The sequence below is a fragment of the Desulfogranum marinum genome (genome assembly GCF_963675105.2).
Classification (GTDB): domain Bacteria; phylum Desulfobacterota; class Desulfobulbia; order Desulfobulbales; family Desulfobulbaceae; genus Desulfogranum; species Desulfogranum marinum.
Genome location: NZ_CAXXRO010000002.1, coordinates 748,723 through 761,095, shown reverse-complemented (window position 1 = coordinate 761,095; position 12,373 = coordinate 748,723). Strand labels below are relative to the sequence as shown.

At 45.8% G+C, this 12,373-nt stretch carries 14 protein-coding genes; 6 read left to right on the top strand and 8 right to left on the bottom strand.

Features of this window, described 5'->3' with window-relative positions; all coding sequences use genetic code 11:
• Positions 1-33 precede the first annotated feature (33 nt).
• The gene (locus ACHZCY_RS04155) at positions 34-447 is read left to right on the top strand and encodes an SRPBCC family protein (RefSeq protein ID WP_319547945.1); all 414 of its coding nucleotides are present in this window, start codon (positions 34-36) and stop codon (positions 445-447) included.
• A gap of 66 nt (positions 448-513) precedes the next feature.
• Here ACHZCY_RS04155 and ACHZCY_RS04150 read toward each other — a convergent pair whose 3' ends face one another.
• From ACHZCY_RS04150 to ACHZCY_RS04130, 5 genes are all read right to left on the bottom strand, one after another.
• Complete coding sequence (locus ACHZCY_RS04150; RefSeq protein ID WP_319547944.1) at positions 514-1,077, bottom strand: peroxiredoxin-like family protein; 564 nt, start codon at positions 1,075-1,077, stop codon at positions 514-516.
• A gap of 125 nt (positions 1,078-1,202) precedes the next feature.
• Positions 1,203-2,231, bottom strand: a complete 1,029-nt coding sequence (gene cydB / locus ACHZCY_RS04145; RefSeq protein WP_205223921.1) for a cytochrome d ubiquinol oxidase subunit II — start codon at positions 2,229-2,231, stop codon at positions 1,203-1,205.
• On the bottom strand, positions 2,231-3,790 hold the full coding sequence (locus tag ACHZCY_RS04140; protein ID WP_319547943.1) for a cytochrome ubiquinol oxidase subunit I: 1,560 nt from the start codon (positions 3,788-3,790) through the stop codon (positions 2,231-2,233). The genes cydB and ACHZCY_RS04140 overlap by 1 nt, the downstream gene beginning before the upstream one ends.
• 472 nt (positions 3,791-4,262) lie before the next feature.
• Positions 4,263-4,976 (bottom strand): SDR family NAD(P)-dependent oxidoreductase, encoded by a 714-nt coding sequence (locus tag ACHZCY_RS04135; protein ID WP_319547942.1) that lies wholly within the window; start codon positions 4,974-4,976, stop codon positions 4,263-4,265.
• Positions 4,977-5,032: 56 nt separating this feature from the next.
• The gene (locus tag ACHZCY_RS04130) at positions 5,033-6,307 is read right to left on the bottom strand and encodes an NAD(P)/FAD-dependent oxidoreductase (protein WP_319547941.1); all 1,275 of its coding nucleotides are present in this window, start codon (positions 6,305-6,307) and stop codon (positions 5,033-5,035) included.
• 374 nt (positions 6,308-6,681) lie between these two features.
• Here ACHZCY_RS04130 and ACHZCY_RS04125 point away from each other — a divergent pair, with 374 nt between their 5' ends.
• The 3 genes from ACHZCY_RS04125 to ACHZCY_RS04115 all read left to right on the top strand — a co-directional run bounded on the left by ACHZCY_RS04125 (position 6,682) and on the right by ACHZCY_RS04115 (position 8,293).
• Complete coding sequence (locus ACHZCY_RS04125; protein WP_205223916.1) at positions 6,682-7,077, top strand: pyridoxamine 5'-phosphate oxidase family protein; 396 nt, start codon at positions 6,682-6,684, stop codon at positions 7,075-7,077.
• A gap of 10 nt (positions 7,078-7,087) precedes the next feature.
• Complete coding sequence (uvsE, locus tag ACHZCY_RS04120; RefSeq protein ID WP_319547940.1) at positions 7,088-7,984, top strand: UV DNA damage repair endonuclease UvsE; 897 nt, start codon at positions 7,088-7,090, stop codon at positions 7,982-7,984.
• 102 nt (positions 7,985-8,086) lie between these two features.
• Entirely contained in the window at positions 8,087-8,293 is a 207-nt protein-coding gene (locus ACHZCY_RS04115; protein ID WP_205223914.1) for a hypothetical protein, read from the top strand.
• 195 nt (positions 8,294-8,488) lie between these two features.
• On the opposite strand, the gene ACHZCY_RS04110 is transcribed toward ACHZCY_RS04115, so the two are convergent.
• The 3 genes from ACHZCY_RS04110 to coaD all read right to left on the bottom strand — a co-directional run bounded on the left by ACHZCY_RS04110 (position 8,489) and on the right by coaD (position 10,793).
• The gene (locus ACHZCY_RS04110) at positions 8,489-9,070 is read right to left on the bottom strand and encodes an HD domain-containing protein (RefSeq protein WP_205223913.1); all 582 of its coding nucleotides are present in this window, start codon (positions 9,068-9,070) and stop codon (positions 8,489-8,491) included.
• Positions 9,071-9,317: 247 nt separating this feature from the next.
• Positions 9,318-10,169 carry a DMT family transporter gene (locus ACHZCY_RS04105; protein WP_319547939.1) on the bottom strand — a complete coding sequence of 284 codons (852 nt, stop codon included), beginning with the start codon at positions 10,167-10,169 and terminating at the stop codon, positions 9,318-9,320.
• A gap of 135 nt (positions 10,170-10,304) precedes the next feature.
• Positions 10,305-10,793, bottom strand: coding sequence for a pantetheine-phosphate adenylyltransferase (gene coaD, locus ACHZCY_RS04100; RefSeq protein WP_205223911.1), 489 nt, complete (start codon positions 10,791-10,793; stop codon positions 10,305-10,307).
• A gap of 272 nt (positions 10,794-11,065) precedes the next feature.
• Between coaD and ACHZCY_RS04095 the strand changes: the two genes are divergently transcribed.
• Together ACHZCY_RS04095 and ACHZCY_RS04090 are read left to right on the top strand one after the other, a co-directional pair.
• On the top strand, positions 11,066-11,260 hold the full coding sequence (locus ACHZCY_RS04095; protein ID WP_205223910.1) for a hypothetical protein: 195 nt from the start codon (positions 11,066-11,068) through the stop codon (positions 11,258-11,260).
• Between the two features lie 392 nt (positions 11,261-11,652).
• Positions 11,653-12,315: a M15 family metallopeptidase gene (locus ACHZCY_RS04090; RefSeq protein ID WP_319547938.1), complete on the top strand. Its 663-nt coding sequence runs from the start codon at positions 11,653-11,655 to the stop codon at positions 12,313-12,315.
• Positions 12,316-12,373: the final 58 nt, after the last annotated feature.

Below are 12,373 nucleotides of genomic sequence, written 5' to 3'. Positions count from 1 at the left end.
GGCCAACCGAGCAGTCAAGCCCCGAGGAAAACAATGATCAGCTTTGCAAATGGTCAAGCCATGGTAAGCGTGCATCTCGGCGTCAGCCGAGAAAAAGCCTGGGAAATAGTAACCGACACCCATTTATGGCCACGATGGGGACCTTCCCTGACTGCAGTGCAATGTAGTGATAGGTTTATCCACGGGAACAGTTACGGTAGGGTCAAGACGATTTTTGGCCTGTGGCTGCCTTTTACCATAACAGAATTTGAAAACCTTAGTTTCTGGAGTTGGCGTATTGGCAGGATTACGGCCACAGGGCATCGTATTACAACACAAGGGGACGGGTGCTGTGAACTCACTTTTACAATGCCCTGGTGGGCAAGTCCGTACTTGGTAGTCTGTGCACTTGCGCTTCGACGAATAGAGCGTATTGCCGGCCAACGAAGCCAGTCGTCAGACCAATAATTTCCTACCTGATTGCTATAATCCGAATCCGTATGTGCCTGGTCTGGCTACTCTAGCTAACTATAGCTAATTGTGCAGTGGAGGTTGGTCGTCCCTGCAGCTATGGAGAATTTCTTCGACTGGGGGATGATCAGCGGCCTGTTGACCACGAAAGTAATAATAGAGTAGCGCACCTGGGCCAACAACCACTGCGCCTCCTAATTGCAGAGCATCCCCTTGCATTGTTCCCGGCCGATAGCCATCCTTTAACGCTTTTAATCCACCGACAAGAGCACTGGTTGCAAAAATACCGGAAACTTTACGGGTAAATCCAAGAGCCTTGAAACTCTTGAGCGTTGGATCGGTGAAGAGCTTGCCGCTATAGCCCGTCAACTCCGAAAATTCTGGTAAATCAGTGGGCTGCCCATTGCCGATAACTATCAGTGCCGCGTTAGCTGCTGTAAATTGTTGCTGATACTTTGCCAAGTCAGCTACCTGCTGACGGCAAAATATTCAGCCAAAATGGCGGACAAAAACCATTGCAGCCCGTTGTTCTGCCCAAAAGGACAGAAGTATATGGCTTTTTCCCTGAGCATCAAGAACGGGTAGGGTGCCAAAACTACCAATATCAAAATCATGTGCGCTTTTCATCACTTTTTATCTCCATCTTTACTTGTATTCCTTACTCCAGTTAAACAGTAAGGACTTTTGAAAAAAATGGACGAGATTATCCAGTGGTGCCAGTCAACATGCCGATCTTTCTTTTAAGTTGTCCATTAATAACTATGTTCATCCAGCTGCACCTTCCCCCTAAAGGTCCAGTAGATCAAAACCGTGTATGAAAGCACCAGCGGCATACCAATGGCAACGATCACTAATCCTATTTTCAGGGTAAGAGGGCTGGAAGCACCATTGAAAATGGTGATACTGTGTGCGGCATTGTTTACAGCCGGAACCAAATCCGGAAAAATAGCTGCGCTAAAAAGAAACACAAGGGCTGCTATTGTACAGCAACTGCTGATAAACGCATAAAAAGGGCGTTCCTGCTGTATTGCTCTGGGGATATTTGCGATAGCAAGGACATTGAGTAGCGGCACAACCCATAAAACAGGATAGCTGCTAAAATGCTGGAGCGATGCCGGTATAAAAAAAGTTGACCAGGCCGTTACCAGAATGAATAAGCTCACGTACACATAAAATGTCCCCTTCATCCACCCCAAAAGCCGTTGCTGAAGGGGGCCTTCTGTTTTCAAGTAGAGATAGATAGCACCATGCATGGCTAAAAGGGATACCGTAAAAAAACCGACAGCAAGACTGAAGCCGGAGATCATGTCCCAAAAGGTACCAAGATAATCGCCCCGTTCTGAAAGCTCGAGTCCCTGCATGAGTGCGCCTATGGCTACGCCAAAAAGGAGTGCAGCCAGGGTAGATCCAATAAAAAACAGGATATCCCAAAAAGTCCGCCAAACTGCGCTCACCTTTTTTGATCGAAATTCGAGCGAAACCGCGCGAAAAATGAGCGCAAACAAAAGCAAGACAAAGGGAAGGTAAAAGGCACTGAAGATCGAGGCATAGGCATCCGGAAACATGGCAAAAAGCGCGCCGCCAAAGGTAACCAGCCACACTTCATTGCCGTCCCATAATGGGCCGATACTGTTCATGACTAAACGTCTTTCATTATCCGACCTGGCCACAAACGGATGAAGAATACCAACCCCCAGGTCAAACCCGTCGAGAATCGCATACCCTATGAGCAAAACATTGAGGAGGATAAACCAAGTAATGGACAAGAGTTCGGGGTTCATTAGGCACCTCCTTTTACGATGCTGTCATCGTTAAGCCGCGCATGCTGGCGATCACTCGTTGCCTGTTGTATACCGCCTGGTCCATGTGCATCCGTACCATCTTCAAGCTTGGGCCCTGTGCGTATTTTTCGATCAAGAACCATGATCCAGACGGCAAGCAATGCCAGGTAAAGAATCGAAAAAAGCACGAGAGAACTCTTGGCTTCGGTTGTGGAAACAGCGGCGCTCACTGAATCTTTGGTCCGCAGCCCAAGTGACTCGTCGTATTGATAACGTCCGTCTGCTGCCGTGATAAGATCTGTCCCTTCTGCATTCCATTCGACCGGCGGATGGACTGTCCAAGGTTGCCTGCCTACCTCTGCTGCAATCCAACCCGATTGATTGGCAAGTATTACAAACCCTATCCCAAAAACAAAGGTCCAGAGAAGCCATTTTTTTTCAGCAAGTGTTTTTTTGATACTGAACCAGAGTCCCAGGCTACAGACAACAATCATTAAACCGCCTAAACCAACCATGATGCGCCACGAGAAAAAGGGGATCACCAGTGGAGGTCTGTCCTCGACGTGAAAGCGATCCAGTCCGACAACGGTTTTGCTGAAGCTTAAATCATCAAAAACCATAAAACTGAGACCACCTGGAATATTGATCGCAAAATCGATACGTTCCTGTTCTGCATTTGGCCAGCCTATGAGATTGAGGTCACCTCGGCCGGTTTCAAAATGACCTTCAAATGCTGCCAGTTTTGCCGGTTGATATGCATAGACATTCTGGGCTTGGGAATGACCATTGGCAGCAAGTCCAAGGGCGGCAACAAGACCAAAGATGACCGCACCATTGAATGAATGTTTGGCAAATTCCCGGTGTTTGTTGGTAAGGATGTAGTAGGCAGAAATGCTTAATACAAAAAAGGCACCCACAGCTGCACACCCCAATAGAACATGGGTTAGTCGGTACACGGTAGATGGGTTGAAGACCATGCCCATAAAATCAACAATTTCTGCGCGACGCTGCACAACACCGTCAACGACCCAGGGAAGAACCCCACTGCTTCCATCGGCCAAGGTTGTTGGACGCAGCACATCAACAATGTGGTGCCCGGCAGGCGTCTGTTGCCAACTGTTGGCGACTACAATCCATATTGATGAAAACACCGATCCGAGCGCAACCATGTACACGCTGAACAAGTACAACCCTGCACGGACTCTTTGCCGACCAAAAGCAACAACAGCGAGGAAGCCGGATTCTAGAAAAAAAGCAAAAATACCTTCAGCAGCAAGGGCACTGCCAAAAACATCACCTACAAATCGTGAGTAGGTCGCCCAGTTTGTACCAAACTGAAATTCCATAACAATGCCGCTGGCAACACCAATGGCAAAATTAAGAACAAAAATCCTGGTCCAAAATTGGGAAGCAATCGAAAAAATGGGCTTTTTGGTGAAAAAAAATCTGGTTTCGAGGTAGGCAAGAATAAGTCCAAGCCCGATGGTCAGTGGTGGAAAAATGTAGTGAAACATGATGGTGAAAGCAAACTGCAAACGGGACAGCAAAACAACGTCCATAACAGCACCTCCTTTGCGGCGAGTTGCCTCTTGCTGGGTATGACGTGGCAGTCAGCGCAGAGGCGGGTTAAAGAGAAGTTTTCGTGATGCAGTTAAGGGAAACGATGCTGGAACAGGCACCTTTCCCCGTTCTTGATTTACCCTAATCTATTATAATTATACTGTAAACGCTTCTAGTTGAGAAATATATCAGCGCCTTCGTCCGAGTATGCTAGCCAGGCCAAAAGGGCAGGGCCAGCCCGCATTTCTCATCAGTTCAGTTGGCGCCAGGTTCAAAGTTTTTGGTAGTGAACTATAGTAGGCTATCCGAGTCTGCGCTTACCTTTTACTGCCAAAACACTGCAGAAGATGGCGACACTTGGGCTGACCTCTGGTGGACATTGTGTGAATTTGAATAAATCCAATCGACATTGCAACTGCTTAAAATCTTAAAACTATAATAAATGATCACAATGTTCATGAGAAAGGCGGGCTAGCGGAAAAGCCTGAGATCGCCCATGCCGCCGTCAGGATGAAGGATCTGACCGGTCATCCAGGCAGAAGTATCGCTTAGCAAGAACATCACCGTCGCAGAAATGTCGTCGGGGGTTCCTATACGTTTAAGCGGATGACGATCAGCCGCCGCCTTACGCTTTTGCTCATCGGCGAGCAGTCCGGCAGCCAAGGGGGTATCAGTCAGAGAAGGGGCCACCGCATTGACTCTGATTCCGGGGGCAAGCTCAGCCGCTAGAGAGCGTGTTAGGCCTTCTACCGCTGCTTTTGAGCTAGCTGTTAAGGCATGAAACGGCATTCCGGTTTGAGCTGCGACAGAGCTGAACAAAACGATGGAAACCCCGGTTTTCGTTTTGCGCATCGGTTTGAGGCATGCTTGAATGGCCGCGACTGCACCTAGCAGATTTAATGTATAATCTTTGTTAAAATCGTTGGCCGTCAATCGGGAAAAAGGGACCAACTTGATGGTTCCCGGACAGTAGACAAGACCGTCTATTTGCTCGGGAAGAGTCTCTGTAGGGAAAAGGTCACTACAGACATCGTAGGGGTGATGTTTTACCCCGGCAATATCTGCGGGCAGTGATGCAGAACGCGAGTAATGATACACCTGGGCTCCGGCAGCACTAAGCTGTTGGAGTAGGGACCATCCGATCCCTGAACTGCCACCGACAACGACATAGGATTTTTTCTTCATGTTTTATCACCTCTCGTGTTGAGCAAAAGAGAAGAACACCTGGGCATAGCCCCAGATCAATCCGTGCTTTTTCTCTCTTCTTGCAGATAATGGCCAATCGATTCTGCTGCCTGCCGACCTGAATACAAGGCCCACTGAATTGCCGGTAGGCTGCTGTGTTCACCACAAACAAAGATTCCGTCTGTATGCCTGGGGTCGGTTCGGGTGGGGTCTACGGTTGGCGGCAGTTGTTCGGGTAAGGCATAGTTGATGGTGTAGGTTGCAAGGTGCTCCCACTGCTTAGCCGTATCACCATACCACTCAACCAGCTGTGTATTGACTGCAGAGAGCAAGTGTTCCGGTTCGTTGCCTAGGTTATCAAGGGCAACAACACTGATCAGCGATTTTCCAGGTGGTGCATATTCCGACGAAACCATACTGGGAATGGCGATGTTGTTGATTGGTCCTTTTCCTGTACCGTTGAGCATCAAAAACGGCGTATGCCAAGCTTCCTTGTCACTGGAAAAATAGAAGCACGTCTCGCCAACAGAACCGCCTTGTGGAGAAAGACCAAGTAAACGCTGCGTTTCCGGTCCCTCGGTGGCGACGACGACAGCACGTGCAGAGAGACTGGTGTTATTTTCAAGGGTTACCAGTCCCTTGTCGATTCTACTGACACGGGTGGAGGCCTGGATAGTCTCTGCAGGCAGTCCCTGAGCAAGTTGACTGGGCAACTGTTCCATGCCTTTTTTGGGTAGGGCCGCATCCCCGGCAGCAAACATGCGCAATATATATTTGAAGACACGACTGGAGGCTCGAATTTGCCGGTCAAGACAAGCACCGCCAAAAAATGGTACAAAGAATCGGTTGATCATGGTTTCTGAAAAGCCCTGCTCCCGCAAAAAATCAATGGTGGTAGTCTCTTTTTCCTGAAAAAGTGCTTCCAGCGGAACACTGCGAACTTGACCGGCTAACCGAACAAGTCGCAATCGATCGCCCAGTGTGCCGATTGGAGCTCGTAAGGTTTGCAGCATTTTTTGCGGCTTTCGCAATGGATCTGCAACAGTATGAAATTGTCTTCCTATCCTAATCTTTACGCCAGGCGCAAATGGTTGCAGATCAAGCCCGGAGTAATCAAATGCACGGCTCGCTTCAGGGTAGGCTGTCTGTAGCACCTGAAATCCCCTGTCCAGAAGATAGCCATTTTGTTTGTCTGTCTTGATTCGTCCGCCAACACGGTTTTCAGCTTCGAGCAGAAGGAACTTGATGCCTTGAGCATGTAAATTTTTGGCGCATGCAAGCCCTGCCAGTCCACCGCCAACAATAATAACTTCAGTGTCCAAAGTTGTCATAATCGCCCCATTGAGTGTAGATGAGTAAGGAATAACAGGGGGCATTCTCAGGAAAAAAAGTCCCCTTTAAAAATATTCGATATTAACTGGTGTGCTCAATACAGTGAAGGTATTTCTGCTGTACTTGCTCACCTGTTACCTCCTGTTTTAGTGATGGAAATAAGCTGTAATGTTTTACAATTAATCTTCTTTAATAGTTGGCACAACTCAAATGAATAGTAGTTTTTGTTATTGTTTAGCAGTTGATGAACCCTTATTGCATGTTTTTGTCTAATGGTTAAACTGCTAGGCATGGAAGAGTTAAGGACTTGTGTATCAGGCTCAACTCCCATCGTATTGTCTGTTAGGATAGATATCATTTAAGGAGATTTTGTATGCAATTGAGAGATTATTTTACAACAACAATAGGCACTGGAGTAATGGCAACCGCCAATGCATCGGGGGAAGTAGACACTGCCCTGTATGCCTCACCTCATTTTATCAGCGATGATACCATCGCCTTTATCATGAGAGATAGACTCACCAGGGCTAACCTGCAGACTAATCCACGGGCAAACTACATGTACATCGAGCACAGCCATGGATTCAAAGGCATGCGATTATTTCTGCAAATGATTGAGGAATCAACGGACAAAGAGGCGATAGAGTCACTATCCCGCAGAAATATCAGTGCGGAACAAAACGAAGCGCTCGGCCCAAGATATCTGGTGACTTTCAAGATTACAAAGGCTCTGCAGCTTGTAGGTGGTAAAGAAATCAGCATAGAGTAGAGCCACAGCAATGAAAAATATTCGACTTGGTCTCTGTTGCATGTTTAGAAAACAACCCATACGTTTTCGGATTAAACAGGCTGCATATATCATGAAGTTCGACAGAGAAGAGCAGCTGGAAAAAATTTCTGCAACCATACTTGAAAACAGTCGGTCATTGTTTGCATCAGTTACCTATTGCCGACAGCATAATATCGGCAGTTTTCGGGTAAACAGCAGGTTTTTTCCGTTAAAAACGCATCCCGAGGTGGGGTATGGACTCGAAGAACTTCCTGACCATGAAGATATTTTGGCAAATCTCGGCAGGGTGCAGATGTATGCAGAGCAGCACGATATTCGGCTTACGTTTCACCCTGACCAGTTTACCCTGCTTTCTACCCCAAAAAGTGATGTCCTCCAGCGCTCTATCGAAGAGTTACTCTACCACGACGAAATGGCAGAGTTGATAGGTGCTGATGTAATCAACATACACGGTGGTGGCGGTTATGGTGATAAGCCTGCCGCCCTTGCCAGGCTACAGGCGAATATACAAAGTCTGCCGGAATCGTTGCGTTCACGTTTAACATTGGAAAATGATGATCGAACGTATTCCCCGAAGGATCTTTTGCCTGTATGCACGGCTCTCGGGATACCTCTTGTGTATGATGTTCATCATCACCGATGTTACTCTGACGGGCTGTCCGAGGAAAGGGCGACTGAAATGTCACTGCAAACTTGGAACAGAGAGCCGCTTTTTCACCTGTCCAGCCCTAAGCAGGGTTGGCAATCGGACAATCCTCGCCCGCACAGTAACATGATTGATCCAGATGATTTTCCACAATGCTGGTTCGGCAAGACAATCACGGTGGATATAGAAGCCAAGGCAAAAGAGCTGGCCATTGCAGAGCTTCAAGCTGTTTTTAAATAATAATGCATAAAAAATGCCTTAACGGTTGACTTTAATCGCAATAATTTTATATTTTTATTGCATAGGATGTATCATTTCTAACTTAACCAAGGAGTGAATACCATGGCCGACGTAGAAAAAGATTATCAAGATATGAAAAGCGAATGGGGTGGGTATGAATCAATGGTTTGGATCAGGGATAAGGATGGAAAAGAATACGCCTGTTACCTAAAAGATGTTAAAGGCATCAAGGCCAAAGAAGACCTTAGCGAAGAAGAAAAGGCCAAATGTATGGACGTCAGTCAGATAGTCGGCACTGAGCGCTGGTAAGCTTCGCTTAAGCAAGATTTCCACTGACCCAGTAGTATATATTTACCAAAAAGCCCCGCATCAAAAGATGCGGGGCTTTTTTTTTCAAAAAAGACTTTTAGGGCCTTGTGTAGAGAGTCAATAAAAGGTCTGTTGAGTGGGCTACTTATGAAAAATATACTCACTCCGGGATATTGTCAAAGGAGGCGTTACCCTTTACTCGTCAATATTTCCTTTTAGTCCTATGGATTCTGCAACTTCCCGCATTCCCATGATGGTGTCGTTTATTAGATCGCCAAGCTCTACACCAAGCATGTCTGCACCCCGTTCAATAATCGAACGATCCACTCCTGCAGCAAAGCGCTTGTCCTTCCATTTTTTCTTTACCGATTTGGCTTTCATGTCCAATACACTTTTTGATGGGCGGACAAGAGCACTGGTTGCAACCAAACCGGTCAATTCGTCGATGGTATAAAGGACTTTCTCCATCTCACTCTTTGGTTCCACATCGCTGCATATTCCATAACCATGACTGACGACTGCACGTATATACTCTTCGGGCCAGTCATTTTCCTTTAAAATAATTTCTGTTTGAGTGCAATGTTGCTCTGGGAATTGTTCATAATCAAGGTCATGGATCAAGCCGATGATACCCCATTGTTCCTCGTCAGCTCCTCTTTTTCTGGCAAAATATCGCATGACGCCTTCAACCGCCAAAGCATGTTTAATCAAGCTCTCAGATTGATTGTATTGTTTCAGCAAAGCAAAGGCTTCTTCTCTTGTTGGTACTTGAGACATGGTATTTTTCTCCAACAGTTATGAGTGAATTTCAAGGCAAAGTTGTTTATGAGCGGGTCAAACAGGCTCGAGTCCGTAAGTTATAAGAACATTGTCAGCCAAAAAACGAGCTGTTGCTATGGTGTCGCGACCTTTTACATATCGAGCTGATGCGGTTTTGTCAAATTGAAGGTCGTTGTGATATACATGATGAACGATCAATACCTTGTTCCTGACATAGCTTGAACTGATATTAAATCCGGGCTGATCAAGGGTTGCGGGCATAAACTAATAAACCTGTAGAGCAGCCGGCTATTCCTAGGATTTCTCGCGCAACAAGTGCTTCTCCCAAAAATAACCATGCGAAAAGAGCAGTTATAACAGGAACAAAAGACATGTATAAAGACACTGTTATGGTGCCAAGGTAGCGAAGCGCATATGCCACACACATGAGAGCAATCACATTAACGATTATCCCTTGATACACAGCTTGGGTGATGATATCTGAACTTGCGCTTTGCAAGAGGTTAGAGGGGAGTAAAAACCATAGTGGTACAAACAAAAGAACATTGGATACCGCAACAGTGACAATGGTATCTTGCCAGGTGAATCCCCATTTTTTAACACCTGTCATATGCATTGTGTAAACAGTTGCAGCCCCTAGTAAAAGCGAAATTCCAAGAAGATGGTCACGAGCAAGCAGGTGTGGACCTGCCATGGTAATGTTGGCCAGAAAAATGAGTATGACAGCTACCCATCGCCTAAAAGATATTTTCTGGGTAAAAACAAAATAGGCGACCACGGCTCCCAATACCGGAAGCATGCCATTTACCAGCACTCCTGCTTGAGCAGCCTTTATCTGTCGCAATCCATAAAAAGAAAAAAGAGTATAGGGAAAGCCAACCCCTAGGCCAACTATGAGGTATTGGTAAAGAGGAAATTTGCGCCATTTATGCTTTACTATAAGAGGGATAATGGTAATAAATGCAGTGCAATAACGTAAGAGAGTGATGTCTGCTGGTTGCAGGGAAGTATGCACTCCATGGCGTGAAATGGTTATCCAGCCCGACCAGATAAAAACAACGAGCAGAGCTGCGTAGTAGGGCCTAACAGTATGCATGGACACCTTTTTAAAGAAGGGGAGAGCTACTGCGATAAGAGTAGTCAAGAGGGGGCGAGAGAAAAGTAACAGTAGGGTTACAGGTTGGATTCCTCTCTATATTCTGCTTGGTGCGGGACAAGTACGGCTGTTATTCTATTCCCCGAATTTCTTCAGCATCCGTTGGCAAACAGTTGGCGGAACATATTCTTGAATGATATCTTCCCAACCATCGGCACCAACCAACCCTTTAACGAGACTTGAACTCACTTCAACAAGATTTCTGGGAGACATCATGAATAAGGTCTGTATAGTTGCGTTCATGTTACTATTGACATAGCGCATGCCACGTTCGTAGGTGTAGTCACCTTCGTTACGAATCCCTCTGAAAATATAATCTGCATTGACAGATTCCGCATATTTGACCAGAAACTTATTTTCGATTGTCACCACTTTGACGTTTTCCTGGTCTATACAGAGTTCTTCTATCATCTCAACCCTTTCCTCAAGGGTGAATGAATATTTTTTGTGAGCATTTTCACCTACAGCGATAAAAAAGGTATCAAAAAGTCTGATGCCTTGTTTAAACATCCACAGATGTCCGTTGGTCGGCGGGTCATAACTTCCGGCGTAAATCCCTATCATGACAAGTGGGTGGGCTGATTAATAAAATCGACTTTTTGCTTCCGCAAATGCCGTGCCTGGAGATGGAAAGCGAACCTACTCAGTGTTTTTAAAACTGTCAATCGATAATAAAGTCTTTCAATGACTTCTCTTGCATAGATTTTTTGACAATTGCAATTGAACATTATACAATTCAGCAAGACCTTGATTTATTTCTAACCCACTTAAATGTAAAGCGAAAAAGGCATGGCTACTGGTTGCCGTTTTCTTTGCTCGACGGTTTATACTTTTTTATGAAAAGACCCGAGTACCTCAAAGACGATTACGTTATTTTCCTTGACGAGTTAATGGCATCCGGCCAGATGACTTCTTTTAAGGTCAGTCAGATCCTTATGCACAGGTTTCCGCTTTTGAGTTATGAAGAGGTTAATAATATACTGGCTTACTGGATTTATACGTATAATGATCGTCATAGAGTAGAAGAGTAGGCTGATTAGCCCTAAGGTCTTGCTTCTTTTTTTTTGTCTCAGGTTGTGAGTCCCCCCGCGTAATCATCGCTTCCCCTCTTGTTCTTAACCCTAATCATTTTTTTACCTAAGCAGACAGGGAACTGCTTGTCTTTCTTCCTTACCCCGGGAGAGTGTTGGCGGTCTATGCCTTGTCTGTACTGAAAAAATCAATATGTCTCCTGAGCCCACGATAGTCAATACTTCAGAGCTTTTTACCGCACGTTACCAAAGGAGATTGCAGGAACAAAAGCTATAAGGTATACAGCCGGAAAGAAAGGTAAGTTGGACGATAAAAAAAATCGTATCCAAGAAAATAACAGTTCATAACTCAGCCGACAGGCTCGATAAAAAAAATCAGGGAACGGCAAGAAATGCGACTGCACATAACATGTATTATCTGTTTATTCGTAACCCTTTCTTTTGCCTGCACGCCGGTCTCTTCGAGCTTTACACGGTCTGAGGAGCCGGAGATAGAGATACTCCAAGATACGAAAAAAGTAGAACAGAAAAGTGAGAATATATATGAAACCGTCGTTATAGGCGGTAAAGTGTATAAGGTCCCCGATCAGTGGCAGGGACGCAAAATTATAGCCCCCTCTTTGTCCTTTCCCGCGTTAACCAGGATACCTGAAAGCCTATCCTACAAACAAAGTAAACTGTTTATGCTGGATGCTGCCAATCAGGCATTGCAGGAGATGGCTGAAGGAGCGGATGAGGATCAGGTGCAACTGCTTGTTCATTCTGCGTATCGGTCACTTTGGTATCAACGGAAAATTTTCATGCGACGGTTTGAGAAAGGAAAAAGTTTCGAAGAGGTTGTTCGCTTTGTTGCGCCTCCCGGATATTCAGAACACGCGCTCGGAACAGTTGTTGATTTCTATCCCAGCGATTGGCGGTTTGCAAGTACGCCGGCCTATGCGTGGCTGAAAAAAAATGCGGAGCGGTACCATTTTTTTGAAAGCTACCCGGAACATGGTGAGCCAGGATCGGCATGGGAGGCCTGGCATTGGCGATGGATTCCACCAGGTAATTGATGTAATGCGCTCAAATCCATAAATGCTTGACTTCATAATTGAATTTTCATATAGACTG